Genomic DNA, 18,096 nt, shown 5'->3' with positions numbered 1-18,096 from the left:
CGGTCAGTCCCCCATCTTGACGAAGGTGAGGACGTAGAACAGCACGACGAAGAAACCGAGCACCACCGCGAGCGCCAGGTTGCGGCCCTTGCGCCGCCGCTTGAACTCTTCCTGCTCTTCGGGTGTCATGCGATCCATCCTTGGTTTTGCGCCACGCGGTCGGCCACCAGCGCGGCGAACAGCACGAACAGGTACAGCACGCTGTATCCGAACAGGCGTTTTTCCGGCCGCATCGGGTCGCCCTCGCCCGATTCGCGCAGGGCCACCGGCAGCGAGAACAGCACGAACAACGCGGTCAGCGCCGCCGCCGCGCCGCCATAGATCACGCCCGTGCCGCCGATCAACCACGGCGCCATCGCCAGCGGCACCAGCAGCAGCGAATAGGCGAGGATCTGGCGCCGGGTCGAACGCTCGCCCCTGACCACCGGCATCATCGGGATGCCGACCTTGGCGTAATCGGACTGCACGAACAGCGCCAGCGCCCAGAAATGCGGGGGCGTCCACATGAAGATGATCGCGAACAGCAGGATCGGCATGGCCGTGATCTCGCCGGTCACCGCGACCCAGCCGATCATCGGCGGAAAGGCCCCCGCCCCGCCGCCGATCACGATGTTCTGCGGCGTGCGCGGTTTCAGCCAGACAGTATAGACGAGCGCGTAGTAGACGATCGAAAGCGCGAGGATCGCGGCCGAGAGCCAGTTCACCGCCAGCCCCATCAGCAGGACCGAGCCGACCGACAGCGCGACGCCGAAATCGCGCGCGTCGGTGCGGCGCAGGCGCCCGGCGGGGATCGGGCGGCGCGCGGTGCGCTTCATCCCGGCGTCGAGATCCGCCTCCCACCACTGGTTCAGCGTCGCCGCCCCGCCCGCGCCGAGCGCGATGCACAGGACCGCGACGAAGCCGATCACGGGGTGGACCGCGCCCGGCGCCGCCAGCAGGCCGCAGAGCCCGGTGAAGATCACCAGGCTCATCACGCGCGGCTTGGTCAGCGCGAAGAAATCGCGCCAGTCGGCCGCCGGCATTCGGGTCGTGGTCGCGGTCATCTCTTTCTCCCGCCCCCGGCGGAGCGGAGGGCGAACGCGGTGCAGCGCATCGTCGCCGGCCCCGCCTTGCACCCTGCCGGTCGCGTGCCCCTCCCACCCGGTGGGAGGGGCAGCCGCGTCAGGCAGTGGCCGGGCGGTGATCGTGGTAGTCGTGATGCTCCTCGATCACCGGCAGCGTTTCGAACTGGTGATAGGGCGGCGGGCTGGACAGCGTCCATTCCAGCGTCGTCGCGCCTTCACCCCAGTAGTTCGCCGGTGCCCGGCGCCCGGCGATGAAGGCGTAGGCGATGTTCGCGAAGAACACGAGCATCGAGGCCGCCATGATCGCGTAGCCGGCCGACGAGATGTGGTTCCAGTAGGCATAGGCCTCGGTGAAGTCCGGATAGCGGCGCGGCATGCCGTTCAGCCCGAGGAAGTGCTGCGGGAAGAAGATCACGTTCACGCCGATGAAGAAGATCCAGAAGTGGATGTGCGCCAGCAGCTCGCTGTGCATCCGGCCGCTCATCTTCGGGAACCAGTAGTAGAACCCGGCGAAGAGCGAGAAGACCGCGCCCATCGACAGCACGTAGTGGAAGTGCGCGACCACGAAGTAGGTGTCGTGCACCACGTCGTCGATGCCGCCGTTGGCGAGATAGACGCCGGTCACGCCGCCCACGGTGAACAGGAAGATGAAGCCCAGCGCCCAGACCATCGGGCTCTTGAACTCCAGGCTGCCGCCCCACATCGTGGCGATCCAGCTGAAGATCTTCACCCCGGTCGGGACCGCGATCACCATCGTCGCGGCGGTGAAGTACATCTTCGTGTTCACGTCGAGGCCCACGGTATACATGTGGTGCGCCCAGACGACGAAGCCGACCACGCCGATCGCGACCATGGCATAGGCCATGCCGAGATAACCGAACACCGGCTTGCGGCTGAAGGTGGCGATGATCTGGCTGACCATACCGAAGCCCGGCAGGATCATGATGTAGACTTCCGGGTGCCCGAAGAACCAGAACAGGTGCTGGTAGAGCAGCGGATCGCCGCCGCCGCTGGGGTCGAAGAAGGTCGTGCCGAAATTGCGGTCGGTCAGCAGCATCGTGATCGCCGCGGCCAGCACCGGCAGCGCCAGCAGCAGCAGGAAGGCGGTGACCAGCACCGACCACACGAACAGCGGCATCTTGTGCAGGGTCATGCCCGGCGCGCGCATGTTGAAGATCGTGGTGATGAAGTTGGTCGCGCCCAGGATCGAGCCGGCACCCGCGAGGTGGAGCGAGAAGATCGCGAAGTCCACCGCCGGGCCGTCGTGCCCGTAAGTCGCCAGCGGGGCATAGACCGTCCAGCCGGTGCCCGCACCGTAGCCCGCGGCCGTGCCCGGCACGAAGGCGGAGAAGAGCAGCGAACAGAAACCGGCGACCGTCAGCCAGAACGAGATGTTGTTCATCCGCGGGAACGCCATGTCCGGCGCGCCGATCATCAGCGGCACGAACCAGTTGCCGAAACCGCCGATCATCGCCGGCATGACCATGAAGAAGACCATGATCAGGCCGTGCGCGGTGATCAGCACGTTCCACATGTGCAGGTTGGCGTCGAAGTTCGCCTCCCCGCCCATCAGGTCGACCCAGTAACCCAGGACCTGGATGCCCGGTTCGGCCAGCTCGGCGCGCATGATGCCCGAGATCGCGCCGCCCAGGATGCCCGCGACGATCGCGAAGATCAGGTAGAGCGTGCCGATGTCCTTGTGGTTGGTCGACATGAACCAACGGGCAAAGAAGCCGGGCTTGTGATCGGCATCGTGATGCGCGTCTTCGGTGTGGGCCTGGAAGCCTTCAGCGGTAGTAGCCATGGTCGCGTTTCTCTTCGACGTGGATCAGTTGGTCGCGGCGGCCGGATCGGCAGCCTCGGCGTCGGCGGCTTCACCCGCCTCTAAAGTCGCTGCCGCATCGCCGGCCGCGGCGGCCGCATCGGGCTCGTCGCCGCCGACCGTGCCGCCCGGCTGGGTGCGGACCCAGGCTTCCCACTGGTCGCGCGGGAGCGCCTCGATCGCGATCGGCATGTAACCGTGCCGCGCACCGCACAGCTCGGAGCACTGGCCGTAATAGATGCCCGGCTCCTCGATCGTCAGCAGGCGCTCGTTCAGGCGGCCCGGAACGGCGTCGATCTTGAACCACAGCGAAGGCACGGCGAAGGCATGGATGACGTCGGCGGCCGTGGTCTGGATGCGCAGCGGCGTATCGACCGGCACGACCATGCGGTTATCGACCTCGAGCTGGGCCGGGAAGCCCTTCGCCCGTGCCTCGTCCTCGGGCATCATGTTGGAAATCACCTCGAACCCGCCGTTGTCGGGATAGGCGTAGCCCCAGTACCACTGGTAACCGATAACCTTGATCGTCACCGCGTCTTCCGGCGGCGATTCGTACTGCTTGGTCAGCAGCGAGATCGACGGGATCGCGATGGCGACCAGGATCAGGACCGGGACGAGCGTCCACACGACCTCGATCGTGGTGTTGTGCGTCGTCTTCGAAGGGGTCGGGTTGGCACCGCGGCGATAGTGCACGATGACCCAGATCAGCAGCGCGAGGACGATTAAGCTGATTACGCCCATGACCCACAGCAGGCCGACGTGGAGGCCGGTGGCCGTCTTGCCGATCGGCGAATACTGTTCCTGCACGTCGAGCGCGCCGGGCGTCGGCTGCCCCTTGATCCACTCGGGGCCGAGCGGCTCGTAGCCGCCGGCGGCATCCGCCGCGTCCGTTTCGCCGGCCGCGTCGGCCGTGACGTCCGCCGCCGCGCCAGCGTCCACCGTTTCGGCCGCCACCGGCGCTTCGGTCGCGGCCTGTGCATGGGCCGCCTGGGGCGCGAGGGCCAGCAGGATAGCTGCCCAGAGGATGGTTGCGAACCGCGCTGCCCGCGTGGGCCAATCACCGAATTTCATCTGTCCGACGCTTTCCGTTCTTGTCGTTGCCGTTCTTATCGCTGAAGACCACATGCGCAGCCGCGAAAACCCCGTCGGGGGACAGGTCTGCGCGGGCCTATACGCGCGCTTGCCCCCCGTCTCAAGCGCTTCTAGGAGAAAAATCCCCAACCGGCCAGAACGGCCGGAATCTGCCACGGACGGGACAGCAAGCCGAGATGACCGAAGACGAAGTGCTCCACGAATTCCGCGCGAGCGAGGCCCTGCTCGAAGGGCATTTCAAGCTCTCCTCCGGCCGGCACAGCGCCTATTACCTCCAGTGCGCGCGCGTCCTGGCCGACCCGATGCGCGCGAGCCGCCTCGCCGCCGCGCTGGCGGCGAAGATGCCGCGCGACTTGCGCGCCGCGGTGGACAAGGTCGTCTCCCCCGCGATGGGCGGGATCATCATCGGGCACGAGATGGGCCGCGCGCTGGGCAAGGAGGCGATCTTCCTCGAACGGCCCGAAGGAACCTTCGAACTGCGCCGCGGCTTCCGCCTCGAGCCGGGGGAAAAAGTGCTGGTGGTGGAAGACGTCGTGACCACCGGCCTTTCCTCGCGCGAGGCGATGAAGGCCGTTGCGGCGGCCGGCGCCGACGTCATCGCCCTCGTCTCGCTGGTCGATCGCCGCGCGGGCGACGTCGCCTTCGACGTGCCCTATCACGCGCTGCTGGACATTACCTTCCCCACTTATGCCGAAGACGAGATCCCGTCCGAGCTGGCGGCCGTGCCGGTGACCAAGCCGGGCAGCCGCAAGTAGGATGGCCGCGCCGCTGCGCCTGGGGGTCAATATCGACCACGTCGCCACGATCCGCAACGCGCGCGGGGGCGACCATCCCGATCCCGTGCGCGCGGCGGAAATCGTCGCCCGGGTGGGCGGCGACGGCATCACCGCCCACTTGCGCGAGGATCGCCGCCATATCCGCGACGAGGACCTGGCCCGGATCCAGGCCGCGACCGAACTGCCGCTGAACCTGGAAATGGCCGCGACCGAGGAAATGCTGGAAATCGCGCTGCGCCACCGCCCGCACGCGGCCTGCATCGTCCCCGAGAAACGCGAGGAGCGCACGACCGAGGGCGGGCTCGACGCCGCGGGCCTGCACAACCAGCTCGCCCCGGTGGTCGCGCGGCTGGCCGACGCCGGCATCCGCGTGAGCCTGTTCATCGAGGCGAACGAACGCCAGCTCGACGCCGCGCTGCGCCTCGGCGCGCCGGTGGTGGAATTCCACACCGGCGAATATGCCCACGCCACCGGCGAGGACCGCGCGCGCGAGCTGAAGCGGATCGCCGACATGGCGGCGCTGGCGGCGAAGAACGGGATCGAGCCCCATGCCGGCCACGGGCTGACATACGACAATGTCCAGCCGATCGCCGCGATCCCCCAGCTGGCGGAGCTGAACATCGGCCATTACCTGGTGGGCGAAGCGGTCTTCGTCGGGCTGGAACAGGCCGTGCGCACGATGCGCGAGCTGATGGACGCGGCGCGGTGATGGCGGGTGCGATGCGCCCTCCCCCTCCCCTTCAGGGGAGAGGGTCGGGGAGAGGAGGATGTTCTGTTGTCATGCACCGGGGCACCAGAGCCTTCTTGCCAGTCTTGTTCGCCCCTTTCCCTCCGCGGCTTCGCCGCTCCCCCTTCTCCCCTTCAGGGGAGATGGCAAGATGATCATCGGCATGGGATCGGACCTGACGAACATGGATCGGATCGCCGCCTCGCTGGAGCGGTGGGGCGAGAAGTTCGAGCGGCGCTGTTTCACCGATGTCGAACGGGCCAAGGCGGCCCGGCGCCCCTATACCCGCACCGGCACGTTCGCGAAGCGGTGGGCGGCGAAGGAAGCTTTCGCCAAGGCGGTCGGCACCGGGTTCAGCCGCGGCGTGTTCCACAAGGACATCGGCGTCGTGAACGCCCCCTCGGGCGCGCCGACCCTGGCGCTGACCGGCGGCGCGGCCGCGCGGCTTGCGGAAATGACGCCGCCCGGCCATGAGGCGTTCATTCATCTTACCCTAACCGACGACCACCCATGGGCCCAGGCCTTCGTCATCATCGAGGCTCGCCCGCTATGAACAGCGCATCATCCACCGTGACCGAGACGAGCGAGAAACCGAAGAAGGACGGGATCGACTGGCTTTCGGAAATCCGGGGGCTGGCGCTAATGCTGCTGGCGGTGCTGGGCTTTCACAGCTTCATCGCCAAGCCGTTCTACATCCCCAGCGAATCGATGCTGCCCAACCTGCTGGTGGGCGACCGGCTGGTGGTCAGCAAGTATCCCTACGGCTGGAGCTGGGCCTCGATCTCGTTCCACCTGATGCCGCGCGGCGACTGGCGGATCTGGCCCGGGACGCCCGAATACGGCGACATCGTGATCCCCGTGCACCCGGTCCGCGACGAGGATTACATCAAGCGCGTGGTCGGCCTGCCGGGCGACACGTTCGAGGTGCGCGGCGGGCAGATCGTGCTCGACGGCACCCCGGTTCCGCAGGAAGTCGAGCCGCCGCTGCGAATCCCGCTCGACGCCAACATGCAGTGCGATTTCGGCACCGATCCGCGCACCGGGCTGCCGCTCGACTACACCGCCGTGCTGGCCGACGGGACGCAAGTGTGCGAACCGCCGACCCTGCGCGAGACGATGCCCAACGGCGCGACCTACCTGGTGATCGATCACAAGCGCCAGGAACTCGACGATTTCGGGCCGATCGTGATCCCCGACGGGCACGTCATGGTGATGGGCGACAACCGCGACCATTCCTCCGACAGCCGGGCCTACGACCCGAGCGGGCTGATGGGCCCGGTGCCGCTGGAAAACATCGGCGGCCGGGCGGAATTCATCACCTTCTCGCTCGACGGCACGACCGGCTTCAACCCGCTTTCCTGGTTCACGTCCTTGCGCGGCGACCGCGCCTGGAGCACACTGCGTCCCGCAATCGCCGACAGGGGCCCCGAGAGTGAGCGAAACTGACGAAGCGCACGGCGCGCCGCCGGAACGAATGGGCAGGAGCCCGGCTCACATCAGAAACCCCGAATTGCGGTTCGAGGCGATGCGCGCGCTCGTCTGGGCCGCGGTGGCGGGGCTGTTCGTCCTCGCCGTCTATATCTCGCAATCGCTGCTGGTGATCTTCGGCGCGATGGTCTTCGCGACCATGATCGACGGCGGCACGCGGCTGCTCGGCCGCTATCTCGCGATCGCGCGGGGCTGGCGCGTGGCGATCGTGATCGTGGCGATGATCGCCTTCTTCGTGTGGCTCGGCTATTTCGCCGGCTCGCAGATCTCGCAGCAGGCGGCGGAATTCCCGGCCATCATCGGCGAACAGATCGGTCGCCTGCTCGGCCTGCTGCGCGAACAGGGGTTCGCGATCCAGCAGGACGACGTGCAGGATGTCGCCGCCAGCCTCGTCAGCGGGGTCGGCACGGTGACCCGCGCGATCGGCGGCATCTTCGGCGGCTTCGCGACGATCCTGCTGATCCTGATCATCGGCATCTACATCGCGATCGACCCCAACCTCTACGAACGCGGGGTCGCCTGGATGGTCCCGGCGCACCAGCGCAAGGTCTTCCACGAAACGCTGGAGACGATGTCGTTCACCCTGCGCCGCCTGCTCGCCGGGCGCCTGGTGGGCATGTTCGCGGAAGGGATATTCACCTGGGCCCTGCTCGCCTATGGCGGGCAGATCATCGGGATCGGGCCGGTGCCGATGGCCGCGCTGCTGGGGCTGCTGACCGGCCTGCTGGCCTTCATCCCCAACATCGGCGCGCTGATTTCCGGGGCGCTGATGGTGCTGGTCGGCTTTTCCGGCGGCACCGACATGGGGCTCTACACGATCTTCGTCTACCTGCTGGTGCAGAACTTCGACGGCTACGTGCTGATCCCGATGATCGCCAAGAAAACCGTCGATCTCGCGCCCGCGCTGGTCCTGGGCGCGCAGCTGATCTTCGGCGTCATGTTCGGCATTCTCGGCCTTGCGCTGGCAGACCCGCTGCTGGCCATGATCAAGGTCGGGCTCGAACGGCGCGCGGCGCGCCTGGACAACGAAACATCTGCCGAGGCGGAGGACTGATGGCCCGCAAGTTCCTCTATTTCATCGCCATACTGATCGTTCTGGCGATCGCGGCGATGTTCGCGCTGCGGTTCTTCTGGGACGACCTGGCCGAGGTCGCCTATGTCCCCAGCACCGCGTTCGTCGAACAGGCGCCGCTGGAAACCAACGCCTACCAGGACCCGGCCATGTGGCTCTCGCGCCCGGGCATCGGGCTGGACGACGCCGCCCGCTGGCAGCCGGCCAAGCAGGGCGAAGGCCGACAGCTGCCCACCGGGGGGGACGAGGCGCCGGGCGATTTCGCGGTCTTCTTCGTCCACCCGACCAGCTATCTCGACCGGTCGCGCTGGAACGCGCCGCTCGACGACGCGGAATCGCAGCGGATCGCCCGCATCTACGTGCGCGGCATGGCCAGCCCGTTCAACCGCGCGAGCGAGATCTGGGCCCCGCGCTATCGCCAGGCGACCTTCGGCGCTTTCCTGACCGATTCGGAAGAGGCGCGCCAAGCGCTCGACGCCGCCTATGCCGACGTGAAGCAAGCGTTCGAGTTCTTCCTCGCCAGCGTCGACGCGGACACGCCGATCGTTCTCGCCGGGCACAGCCAGGGCACGCTTCACCTGCTGCGCCTGCTGCGCGAGGAACTGGCCGACAGCCCGGTGAAGGGGCGCGTCGCCGCGATCTACGCGGTCGGCTGGCCGATCTCGGTCGAACACGACCTGCCCGCGCTCGGCTTCCCCGCCTGCGCCACGCCCGCGCAGGCCGGGTGCCTGATGAGCTGGTCTTCCTTCGCCGAGCCGGCCGACCCGAGCCGCGTGATCGAGGCCTATAGCCAGTCCCCCGGGTTCGACGGCACCCCGCGCGGCGACAGCGAGATCCTGTGCACCAACCCGCTGACCGGCGGGATCGGCGGCGACGCGCCGGCGGAAGCGAACCTGGGCACGCTGATCCCGGAAGCCGACTATTCCAGCGGGATGCTGGTGCCCGGCGCGGTCCCGGCACGCTGCGGCGAACGGGGCCTGCTGCTGATCGGCGATCCGCCCGAAGTGGGCAGCGCGGTCCTGCCGGGCAACAACTACCACGTCTACGACATCCCGCTGTTCTGGGAAAACGTGAAGCAGGACGTCAGCCGGCGCGTCGCGGCATGGTCGAACCGGCCCTGATCACCGAAAGCAGCCACGCCTTCGCGGCCGCCCTGCCGGCGGGCGGGCCGCTGATGGCGCTGGACCTGGGCACCAAGACGATCGGCACGGCCATCTGCGACGCCGGGTGGCAGTTCGCGACCGCGGGCAAGACGTTGCCGCGCGGCAAGTTCGGGCGCGACCTCCAGGCCCTGGCCGTGCTCGCCCGCGAGCGCGCGATCCGGGGCGTCGTGATCGGCCTGCCGCGCAACATGGACGGGACCGAGGGGCCGCGCGCCCAGTCGAGCCGCGCCTATGCCCGCAACCTGGCCGAAGGGCTGCGCCTGCCCGTGCTGCTGTGGGACGAACGCTGGTCCACCGCGAGCGCGGAGCGCGACATGATCGGCCAGGACATGAGCCGCCGCAAGCGCGCCGAACGCATCGACAGCCACGCCGCCGCGATCATCCTGCAAGGGGCGATCGACGCGCTGACGGGCGGCGCGTTCTAGCCTGCCGCAACGGCCGCGCGCCGGCGCGCCGCCTCCGCCCGCACCAGCCGGCTGCCCGCGCCTTCCGCCTCGCGCCAGACGCGCTCGGCCCCCTCGGCCGATCCAGCCGATGCGGCGCGCGCCGCGAAACTGGCCAGCCGCAGGCGATCGCTCGGGTGGCCGTGCCCGATCCACCGGGCCAGCTCGACCGCCTCCCCGCTGCCCAGCCCGACCGCGAGGTGCAGGAAGGCCTCGCTCGCGCCCGGGTTCAGCACGCGGTCGATCCGGTCCTCCTCCAGGTCGAAGGCGTACTGGTCGAACCAGGCCGCGGCGGGATCGGCGGCGACCACGTTGAGCGAGACCGACAGGCTCGCCGGCGGCAACTGGCGGTGGACGTCGCGGTGCGCGCGGTAGTGGAGCAGCCGGCCGGGCGACAGCGCGCTGCGTTCGACGAACCGCAGCCCGGCCCGTTCCCCGCGCCAGCCGGAGAGCGCGGCATGATCGTATTCGTAGTAGTCGCTGCGATAGCCGGGGCCGAAATAGCCGACCGTGAGAAAATCGAAATTGTGATCGTGCGGCAGGTCGTAGACGAAGCTGTGCCGGCCGCTGGTGCGGCAGGCATGGTCGCCGGCCGCGGGCCAGATGTTGGCGCGCAGGAAATGCCCCGCCTGCGTGCCGGACAGCATGATCGCCTGGGGACCGTAGCCGCCCGCCCCCGCGTCCTCGTCGCCGCGCGTCGAGAGCCGTTCCACCAGCAGGTCGCCGAGGAAATCGCGGTTGCGGCCGAGCCGCGCGAGCCACCCGGCCGCGTGGTGCAGGCTGGCTTCGTCGCGCGGGTCGAAACCGCGCGCGCACAGCGCGTCGCGCGCTTCCTCCAGCGAACAGGGCGCGCCGGCCGGCGCGGTCAGCGCGCGGGGCACCGATCCCCTCCCCCCTCGCCCTCCGCCGCGGCCAGGACCGGGTGGCGGGCAAGCAGGTCGTCGCGCAGCGCCGCCGCCGGGCCGGCCAGCGGGTCGGCCGGGTCGCGGGCGATCCGGGCGAGCGCGGAGAACCCGGCGCCGCTGTCGAGCGCCAGGCATTCGCGCAGCGCCTGCCAGCGCGCGCTGTCGCTGCCGCTGCGCGCGGCATCGAGCATCAGCGGCAGCGCGTCCGCGCGCGCCATCCTGCCCAGCAGGGCCAGCGCCAGCTCGCGCCGGCTTTCGCGCGCCGTGCCTGCCGCCCGGTGGAGCAGGGCCCCGTCGGACAGGCGATATTCGCGGCTTTCGCCGGGCACGCGCGCCACCCGCGTCAGCCGCAGCAGGACCACGCTGCGCTGCACCTGGCGCACGATCTTGGTCGCCCGCGCGCCCGCGAAATCCATCCGCGTCCCGGGCGCGAGCGCGACGTCGGCAAGCGCCAGCCCGGCCCCGCCCCGCGTGGGCGCGGCGAGCGTCACCCGCTGCGCCCGGCCGCGTCCGGCAAGGCATATCTCGTGCCGATGCGAATCGGTGAAGCACACGCTGCGCGGGGCGAGCCGGGTCGCGGCGGGATCGTAACCGATCAGCGACAGCGTGGCGCGGCCGGCGCGCGCCAGCTGGAGCAGGGCCACCCCCTCGCCTGCCTGGTGCCGGAACGGAAGCTGCGCCAGCGGGTGGCGACGCAGCACGCCCGCCACCCGCGCGAGCAGCGGATCGACGAATGCATTCGCCGCTTCGCGCGCCTCGACCAGGGCGGCGAGCGCCGGATAGCGCGCGAGCGCCCCGCCTTCGCCATAGGCTGCCAGCTCGGCGCAGGCCGCCGCGACCGCCGGCTCGCGCCGCCACGCGGCAAGGGCCCGCTCGATCGCCGCCTGCGCCGGCCGCCCGGCCGCCGGATCGCCGCGCAGGGCCGCGATCGCCGGATCGATCCGCATGTCCGCGCCGGTCAGACGAGAATGTCGGGCAGATTCCGGGTCGTTTCGTAGAGGTAGATCATGATGATGACCGCGCGGTCGTCCGTCGCCGCGTTCGCCGCGTCGGACAGGCTGCCGAACATGCCGGCCGCGGTGTCGAGCACCGGGAGCGATTCGAGGTCGATTTTCGGAAAGTCCATTGTCTCGCGAGTCCCCCTCGTTCCTGTTTTCGCGGCGTCTCTTCGTCGCGTCGGGCCGTTTTCATGCTGCCGTCGGCGCGCCCCGTCCGGCCCGCCTGCCCCGCCTAGCGAAGGCCGGCGATTCGAAGCGTGAGGAGATTGCAATGTTCGGGCAGCGCCCTAGAGCGTGGGGCATGGCCGACGACCTGCCACCGTTCGATCCCGCCACCGCGGCCCCGTTCATGCTCGGGCGCGGCCATCCCGGCTGGCTGGGCCTGCGCTATGTCGCCCACGGCGCGGACTGGGTGGAGCTGGCCCTGCCCTGGCGCGAGGACCTGCTGGGGGAAACCGGCAGCGGCGTGCTCGCCACCGGGCCGATCGTCAGCCTGATGGACATGGCCTCGGGCATGGCGATCTGGACCGCTACGGGGGAATTCGGCGCGATCGCCACGCTCGACCTGCGTGTCGACTACATGCGCCCCGCGCGCGAGGGCGCGGCGGTCAACGGGCGCGCCGAATGCTACCGCGTGACCCGCTCCGCCGCGTTCGTGCGCGGCGTCGCGCACGATGGCGACGCGGGCGACCCGGTGGCGCACGTGGCCGGCGTGTTCATGTCCATTCCGTGGAGGAAACGGTGAGCCGCGACCCCGACATCGCCGCGCTGGAGCGCGACCTGCCCGCCTATGCCCGGTCGCTGGGCATCGTGATCGAGGCGATGGAAGACGGCAGCCCGGTGCTGGCGATCCCGTTCGGCGAGATCGTGGAGGGGCGGCCGACCGTGTTCCACGGCGGGGCGACCAGCGGCCTGCTGGAAAACGCCGGCTATGCCGCCTTGCGCGCCGAGCTGGCCCGCGCGGGGCGCGAACACCGGCTGAAACCGATCAACGTCACCGTCCAGTTCCTCAGCGCCGCGAAGAGCAAGCCGACCTATGCCCGCGGCCGCGTGCTGCGGCTGGGGCGGCGCAACGCGAATATCGAGGTCGAGGCCTGGCAGGACGATCGCACGCGCCCGGTGGCGACGGCGGTGATGAACGTGCTGATGGGCGGCACCGGGCCGGACGCCGCCGGCTAGCGCGCCCGCGCCGTCAGGCAGCGACGGTGCCGGCGCGCCGCGGCGGTTCGTGGAACAGGCTCAGCTTTTCGCTCACCAGCCGGTTCCGGCCACCGTTCTTCGCCTCGTAGAGCAGGCGGTCGGTCGCCGAATAGAGATCGGAAAAGGCGATCCCCGTCAGCCCGCGGGGCAGCTCCATCAGGCCCATGCTGGCGGTGACGATGCCGTGCAGGCCCGGCACGTCGGCCGCGATCCGCCGCGGGATCGCCTGGCGCCGCGATTCCGCCCGCTCGCGGGCATGGGCGCCGCGCAGCAGCAGGACGAATTCCTCGCCCCCCATTCGCACCGCGAGGCAATCGTCGTCGGGGGCGAGCGCGCGCGCCGTGGCGCAGAGCGCGGCATCGCCCAGCGCGTGGCCGTGGCGATCGTTCACCCGCTTGAAGTGATCGAGGTCGAGCACCGCCATCGCGCAGAAGCCGTCGGCCACCAGCTCGCTGAAGCGCGATTCGATCGCGCGCCGGTTCATCAGCCCGGTCAGGTCGTCGCGCTGGGCCAGGCGGCTGTAGTTCTGCGCCCGTTTCTGCGCGCTGTCGCGCTCGTCGCGCATCTGCACGGTCGTGCGCTCGTAAGCGATCGAGAGCGCGAAGACCCCGCTGGCGGACGTGTGGATCACCGCGACCACGAGATGCGAGGGCAAGGTCCCGTCGAGCGGAAGGTAGGTCGTGAAGCTGTCGAGGAAGGCGAGCCCCTCGATCACGCGCGACACGAACGAGGCGGCCATGATCGCATAGGCGGCGGCAAGGCCGTAGCTGGAAAGCGAGCCCGGCTCGCGCGCGCGCCAGAACTGCCCGGCGATGACCCCGGCCTGGGTGGCGAGGATCAGGTTGATCGCGGCGAAGACCGTCCCCGCGCCGAGCGACAGCGGGGGCGCGAACAGCAGCGCCGCGAAGCAGGCCGGCGCCCAGACCGCGATCCAGGTCGTCGGGCTGGCGCTGAACAGGCGCGCGGCGCGCCAGCGCAGGCCGAAGCCCAGGACCAGCAGGGCATTGGGCAGGACCGCCCAGTCGGGCGCGATCCGCGGGACGAAAATATAGAGCACCAGCGCGGACGCGAGCACGAGGTTGGCGGCGATCCACGCCGGCCAGCATGCCTCCCCCCGGCGCCGCGCCCAGGCGGCGAGGAAGCCGAACGCCATGACCAGCATGACGATCGCGTTGACCCAGAATAGCGTGTTTACGTCCAACCGACCTTCACGCGCCCCCGCGGCGCACGCCCCCCGTCCCCTGCATGGTTCGGCCAGCTAGCGCGATAATCCTAAGAAATGCCCAACCGCGCGCTTGCGGGCCATCAGCAGACCTCGGCGGTGTTGCGGGGGATCGGCCCCGGGGGCACGCGCGCCGGGTGGCGATGGAACGGATCCCCGGCCAGGCGGTGGCGATCGCCATAGGCCCGCCGCAGCACCGCCGCCAGCCGCGGATCGTAGGCCTCCAGGTCGCCGTGGTTCAGGATGCGGCGCCCGTCGAACACCGCCAGGCGGTTGGAATCGAACCAGAACTGCGTCCCTTCGGCCCAGTATTCCTGCACCGTCGTGCTGGCATATTCGTCCTTCCACAACCCCTCGCGCAGGGCCGCGGCATAGGCGCTCTCCACCTCGCGGTAGAGCGCGGGGTCGGCGATACGCACGGCATCGAGCACGTTGTGGGCGAATTCGTGGACCAGGATCGTCTCGCCGTAGTACCGGCTGGTCTGCCAGCCGAGGATATCCTCTTCCGCGGCGACCGCGTGCCGCCCGCCGATCCCGCGCACCCGCGCGTTCCAGTAGGCGCGATCGCTCAACCGCCCGATGCGCGCCTCGTAATGCTTGCGCTCGCACCGGGTGAGGCGCGGGTCGTCGCGCGAGGGGCGGGTCCAGTGGGCGTTTTCCGGCAGGTCGGTGATCGCCTCCTCCCGGGCCAGGATCGCGAGGCGATAGCCTTCCCGCGCCAGCACGGCGTGCAAGTCGGGGCGATGGGCGAGCATGTCCTCGACGATCCGCGCGGCCCGTTCCAGCGTCGCGGGCGCGACCTTGCGCGAAGCGACGATCGCGATCCCGCCCGCATCGACGTAGCGGGCATAGAACGGGTCGAGCCCGAGGTGCGCGGGCGGCCCCGCCTCCCCGCCCGCACATGCGGCGAGCAGCAACGCCGCCAGCGCGCAGGCACCCACCCGGGCGAGGAAAGGCCGCGTCATCCCGGCCGGCCCCTAGTCCAGCCCGAACAGGCGCCGCGCGTTGCCGTACCGGATCTTCGCGGCGTCCTCCTCCGCCAGGTCGAGCGCATCGAGCGCCGCCAGCGTGCGGCCGAGCGAGAACTGCGGGAAATCGGACCCGAGCAGGAGACGGTCGATCCCGACATTGCGCATGGTCCAGACGAATTCCTCCTCCAGCGGGGAATCGGCTGCCAGCAGGACCGTGGCCGAGATGTCGAAATAGATGTTGTCGGCGAACAGCCCGGCCGCCGTCCGCGCGAGGGCGAGGATGTTCCAGGCCCGGAAGTCGAGCCCGCCCATGTGCGCGAAGACGAAGCGCGTGCCCGGATGGGCGAGCGCGAGGTTGAACAGGTGCACCGTGTCGTTCGGCACGATCCCGGCGTTGTCGACCAGGACCACCAGCCCGCGCGCGCCCGCGCGTTCGACGAGCGCGCCGACGCGCGGATCGGCAAGGTCGAAACCTTGGGTATGGGGGTGGATTTTCAGGACCTTGAAGCCGAAGGCTGCCACGCGGTCGAGCTCGGCCAGCGCGGCCTCGCCGTCATGGGGGTGGACGGTCGCGATCGGCACCATGCGCGGATTGGCCGCGGCGAGGCGCGCCAGCGCGTCGTGCGCCGTGCGCGCGCCCTCGATATCGCCGGCGCGCGCCTGGTTCGGCCCGCCGAACCACATCGCCCCGAAGCCGGCGGCCTCGACCCCGTCCCGCGCGTTCTGCGCGCGGTATTCGGCCAGCGAGGATGCCCCGTCGTGCAGGTGGACGTGGACGTCGAACACGTCCTCGCGCGCGAGGGCCGGCGCGGCGCCGAGCGAGAGCGCGATCGCGGCGGGGAGAAGCCGTTTCGACATCGTCGCCCCGCCGCCGTGGGCCATCCTAGTAGACCCGCTTCTTCGGCTTGATGTACGCGACATCGTCGGTCAGCGTGTATTCGTGCACCGGGCGATAGTCGATCCTGACCTCGCCGCTGCCCGACCCGCGGGCCCCGCCGCCCCAGCCGTCGAACCAGGCGACCGTGTGCTTCATCCACTCGGCGTCGTTGCGATCGGGGAAATCCTCGTGCGCGTGGGCGCCGCGGCTTTCCTTGCGATTTTCGGCCGAGGCGATGGTGACATTGGCCTGGGCCATCAGGTTGTCGAGCTCGAGCGTTTCGACGAGGTCGCTGTTCCAGATCAGCGAACGGTCGGAAACGTGGATATCCTCCATCCGCCGGTTCACCTGCTTCAGCAGCTCGACCCCTTCGGACAGCAGCTTGCTGTCGCGGAAGACGGCCGCGTGCTTCTGCATGTTCTTCTGCATTTCCGACCGGATCTGCGCGGTCGGCGAGCCGCCGCCGGCGTGGCGGAAATGGTCGAGCCGGGTGAGCGCGAGGTCCGCGCTGTCGGCCGGCAGCTCGTCGTGGCTGGTGCCCGGCTTGATCAGTTCTTTCAGCCTGTGCCCGGTCGCGCGGCCGAAGACCACGAGGTCGATCAGCGAGTTCGAGCCGAGGCGGTTTGCGCCGTGGACCGAGACGCAGGCCGCCTCGCCCACCGCGAACAGGCCCGGGACCACGGTTTCCGGATCGCCGTCCGGCCCGATGGTCACGACTTCGCCGTGATAGTTACAGGGAATGCCGCCCATGTTGTAATGCACGGTCGGCGTCACCGGCAGCGGCTGGCGCGTCAGGTCGACCCCGGCGAAGATCTTGCCGCTTTCGGTAATGCCGGGCAGCCGCTCCGCCAGGACCTTGGGATCGATGTGGTCGAGGTGGAGGAAGATATGGTCCTTCTCCGGCCCGACGCCGCGCCCTTCGCGCATTTCCAGCGCCATCGAGCGCGACACGACGTCGCGGCTGGCAAGGTCCTTCGCACTCGGGGCGTAACGTTCCATGAAACGCTCGCCTTCCGAGTTCGTCAGGTAGCCGCCCTCGCCCCGCGCGCCCTCGGTGATGAGCACGCCCGCGCCGTAGATGCCGGTGGGGTGGAACTGGACGAATTCCATGTCCTGCAGCGGCAGACCCGCGCGCAGGACCATGCCGCCGCCGTCGCCGGTGCAGGTATGCGCGCTGGTCGCGGTGTAATAGCACCGGCCATAGCCGCCGGTCGCCAGCACGACCGCCTTGGCGCGGAAGCGGTGGATCGTCCCGTCGTCGAGGCACATCGCGATCACGCCGCGGCACTGCGGCACGCCGCTGGAATCGTTTTCCATGATCAGGTCGAGCGCGAAATACTCGATGAAGAAGTCCGCGTCGTACTTCAGGCTCTGCTGGTAGAGCGCGTGGAGCATCGCGTGGCCGGTGCGGTCGGCGGCCGCGCAGGTGCGCTGGACCGGCGGGCCTTCGCCCATGTTCTGCATGTGGCCGCCGAACGGGCGCTGGTAGATCGTGCCGTTCTCGTTCCGGCTGAAGGGAACGCCGGCATGTTCGAGTTCGTAAACCGCCTGCGGCGCCTCGCGCACCATGTATTCGATCGCGTCCTGGTCGCCGAGCCAGTCGGACCCCTTGACGGTATCGTACATGTGCCACGACCAGTGATCGGGCGTGTTGTTGCCCAGGCTGGCGGCGATCCCGCCTTGCGCGGCGACGGTGTGGCTGCGGGTGGGGAAGACCTTGGTGATGCAGGCCGTCTTCAGGCCCGCTTCGGCCGCGCCCATCGTGGCGCGCAGGCCCGATCCACCCGCGCCCACGACGACCACGTCGTAAGTATGGTCGACGATCGCGTAGGCCGGGCCGGTCTTGCCGTTGCTGGCGGTCTGGGGGGCGGGATTGGCCATCAGGCGGTCCCTCCCAGCGCGAGGCGGGCGACGCAGAACAGGCCGAAGCCGGCCCCGGCCACGGCCGCGAGGTTGAGCGCGGCGATCGCCGCGAACTTGTTGCCCGGGGTGTGGACGTAATCCTCGATCATCACCTGCAGGCCCAGCCGCGCGTGCCAGAACGTGCTGACGATCAGCAGCGCCATCGCGGTCGCCGGCACCGGCGCGGCGAGATAGCTGCTGACCGTGGCGTGGGTCAGGTCGGGGAGCAGCAGGATCGAGCCCGCCAGCCACAGCACCAGCACGAGGTTGCCGATCGCGGTGAAGCGCTGCAGCAGCCAGTGATGCACCCCCTCGTGCGCGGAGCCGAGCCCGCGCACGCGCCCGATCGAGGTTCCATTACCCATCGTTCAATT

At 69.6% G+C, this 18,096-nt stretch carries 21 protein-coding genes; 9 read left to right on the top strand and 12 right to left on the bottom strand.

Features of this window, described 5'->3' with window-relative positions; translation table 11 throughout:
- Positions 1–3: 3 nt before the first annotated feature.
- The 4 genes from T8T98_RS03900 to coxB form a co-directional block, all read right to left on the bottom strand.
- Positions 4–129, bottom strand: coding sequence for a hypothetical protein (locus T8T98_RS03900; protein WP_272916359.1), 126 nt, complete (start codon positions 127–129; stop codon positions 4–6).
- Complete coding sequence (locus T8T98_RS03895) at positions 126–1,043, bottom strand: heme o synthase (protein WP_251104009.1); 918 nt, start codon at positions 1,041–1,043, stop codon at positions 126–128. Before T8T98_RS03895 ends, T8T98_RS03900 begins: the two co-directional genes overlap by 4 nt.
- A gap of 118 nt (positions 1,044–1,161) precedes the next feature.
- Positions 1,162–2,868 (bottom strand): cytochrome c oxidase subunit I, encoded by a 1,707-nt coding sequence (ctaD, locus tag T8T98_RS03890; RefSeq protein WP_160732238.1) that lies wholly within the window; start codon positions 2,866–2,868, stop codon positions 1,162–1,164.
- A 24-nt stretch (positions 2,869–2,892) separates the two neighbouring features.
- Positions 2,893–3,957 carry a cytochrome c oxidase subunit II gene (gene coxB, locus T8T98_RS03885; protein WP_251104010.1) on the bottom strand — a complete coding sequence of 355 codons (1,065 nt, stop codon included), beginning with the start codon at positions 3,955–3,957 and terminating at the stop codon, positions 2,893–2,895.
- A gap of 197 nt (positions 3,958–4,154) precedes the next feature.
- On the opposite strand from coxB, the gene pyrE reads away from it, so the two are divergent.
- The 7 genes from pyrE to ruvX all read left to right on the top strand — a co-directional run bounded on the left by pyrE (position 4,155) and on the right by ruvX (position 9,629).
- The gene (gene pyrE, locus T8T98_RS03880) at positions 4,155–4,733 is read left to right on the top strand and encodes an orotate phosphoribosyltransferase (RefSeq protein ID WP_251104011.1); all 579 of its coding nucleotides are present in this window, start codon (positions 4,155–4,157) and stop codon (positions 4,731–4,733) included.
- A gap of 1 nt (position 4,734) precedes the next feature.
- Positions 4,735–5,463 carry a pyridoxine 5'-phosphate synthase gene (locus T8T98_RS03875; RefSeq protein WP_251104012.1) on the top strand — a complete coding sequence of 243 codons (729 nt, stop codon included), beginning with the start codon at positions 4,735–4,737 and terminating at the stop codon, positions 5,461–5,463.
- A 169-nt stretch (positions 5,464–5,632) separates the two neighbouring features.
- The gene (gene acpS, locus T8T98_RS03870) at positions 5,633–6,034 is read left to right on the top strand and encodes a holo-ACP synthase (RefSeq protein ID WP_251104013.1); all 402 of its coding nucleotides are present in this window, start codon (positions 5,633–5,635) and stop codon (positions 6,032–6,034) included.
- Positions 6,031–6,927: a signal peptidase I gene (lepB, locus tag T8T98_RS03865; protein ID WP_251104014.1), complete on the top strand. Its 897-nt coding sequence runs from the start codon at positions 6,031–6,033 to the stop codon at positions 6,925–6,927. Before acpS ends, lepB begins: the two co-directional genes overlap by 4 nt.
- On the top strand, positions 6,914–8,023 hold the full coding sequence (locus T8T98_RS03860; protein WP_322295852.1) for an AI-2E family transporter: 1,110 nt from the start codon (positions 6,914–6,916) through the stop codon (positions 8,021–8,023). The genes lepB and T8T98_RS03860 overlap by 14 nt, the downstream gene beginning before the upstream one ends.
- The gene (locus T8T98_RS03855) at positions 8,023–9,162 is read left to right on the top strand and encodes a DUF3089 domain-containing protein (protein ID WP_251104015.1); all 1,140 of its coding nucleotides are present in this window, start codon (positions 8,023–8,025) and stop codon (positions 9,160–9,162) included. The genes T8T98_RS03860 and T8T98_RS03855 overlap by 1 nt, the downstream gene beginning before the upstream one ends.
- On the top strand, positions 9,144–9,629 hold the full coding sequence (ruvX, locus tag T8T98_RS03850; protein WP_251104016.1) for a Holliday junction resolvase RuvX: 486 nt from the start codon (positions 9,144–9,146) through the stop codon (positions 9,627–9,629). The genes T8T98_RS03855 and ruvX overlap by 19 nt, the downstream gene beginning before the upstream one ends.
- Here ruvX and T8T98_RS03845 read toward each other — a convergent pair.
- Genes T8T98_RS03845 through T8T98_RS03835 form a run of 3 tightly spaced genes read right to left on the bottom strand, consistent with a single transcriptional unit; the run spans position 9,626 to position 11,678 of the window.
- Positions 9,626–10,528: a transposase gene (locus T8T98_RS03845; RefSeq protein ID WP_251104017.1), complete on the bottom strand. Its 903-nt coding sequence runs from the start codon at positions 10,526–10,528 to the stop codon at positions 9,626–9,628. The genes ruvX and T8T98_RS03845 overlap by 4 nt on opposite strands.
- The gene (locus tag T8T98_RS03840; RefSeq protein WP_251104018.1) at positions 10,513–11,499 is read right to left on the bottom strand and encodes a hypothetical protein; all 987 of its coding nucleotides are present in this window, start codon (positions 11,497–11,499) and stop codon (positions 10,513–10,515) included. Before T8T98_RS03840 ends, T8T98_RS03845 begins: the two co-directional genes overlap by 16 nt.
- 11 nt (positions 11,500–11,510) lie before the next feature.
- On the bottom strand, positions 11,511–11,678 hold the full coding sequence (locus tag T8T98_RS03835; protein WP_251104019.1) for a hypothetical protein: 168 nt from the start codon (positions 11,676–11,678) through the stop codon (positions 11,511–11,513).
- Between the two features lie 173 nt (positions 11,679–11,851).
- Here T8T98_RS03835 and T8T98_RS03830 point away from each other — a divergent pair, with 173 nt between their 5' ends.
- Both T8T98_RS03830 and T8T98_RS03825 read left to right on the top strand, forming a co-directional pair.
- Complete coding sequence (locus tag T8T98_RS03830) at positions 11,852–12,295, top strand: PaaI family thioesterase (protein ID WP_251104020.1); 444 nt, start codon at positions 11,852–11,854, stop codon at positions 12,293–12,295.
- Positions 12,292–12,729 carry a PaaI family thioesterase gene (locus tag T8T98_RS03825; protein ID WP_322295851.1) on the top strand — a complete coding sequence of 146 codons (438 nt, stop codon included), beginning with the start codon at positions 12,292–12,294 and terminating at the stop codon, positions 12,727–12,729. Before T8T98_RS03830 ends, T8T98_RS03825 begins: the two co-directional genes overlap by 4 nt.
- Before the next feature lie 13 nt (positions 12,730–12,742).
- Here T8T98_RS03825 and T8T98_RS03820 read toward each other — a convergent pair whose 3' ends face one another.
- From T8T98_RS03820 to sdhD, 5 genes are all read right to left on the bottom strand, one after another.
- Entirely contained in the window at positions 12,743–13,951 is a 1,209-nt protein-coding gene (locus T8T98_RS03820; protein WP_251104021.1) for a GGDEF domain-containing protein, read from the bottom strand.
- A gap of 104 nt (positions 13,952–14,055) precedes the next feature.
- Entirely contained in the window at positions 14,056–14,937 is an 882-nt protein-coding gene (locus T8T98_RS03815) for a glycoside hydrolase (protein WP_251104022.1), read from the bottom strand.
- Between the two features lie 12 nt (positions 14,938–14,949).
- Complete coding sequence (locus T8T98_RS03810; protein ID WP_251104023.1) at positions 14,950–15,801, bottom strand: amidohydrolase family protein; 852 nt, start codon at positions 15,799–15,801, stop codon at positions 14,950–14,952.
- Between the two features lie 25 nt (positions 15,802–15,826).
- Positions 15,827–17,701 carry a succinate dehydrogenase flavoprotein subunit gene (gene sdhA, locus T8T98_RS03805; protein WP_160732225.1) on the bottom strand — a complete coding sequence of 625 codons (1,875 nt, stop codon included), beginning with the start codon at positions 17,699–17,701 and terminating at the stop codon, positions 15,827–15,829.
- Complete coding sequence (sdhD, locus tag T8T98_RS03800) at positions 17,701–18,087, bottom strand: succinate dehydrogenase, hydrophobic membrane anchor protein (protein WP_160732224.1); 387 nt, start codon at positions 18,085–18,087, stop codon at positions 17,701–17,703. Before sdhD ends, sdhA begins: the two co-directional genes overlap by 1 nt.
- Between the last annotated feature and the right edge of the window lie 9 nt (positions 18,088–18,096).

The sequence above is a fragment of the Pelagerythrobacter marinus genome, from assembly GCF_034375205.1.
Taxonomy (GTDB): Bacteria; Pseudomonadota; Alphaproteobacteria; order Sphingomonadales; family Sphingomonadaceae; genus Pelagerythrobacter; species Pelagerythrobacter marinus.
The sequence above is the reverse complement of the archived record's forward strand: the minus strand, read 5'-3'. Positions and strand labels throughout refer to the sequence as shown.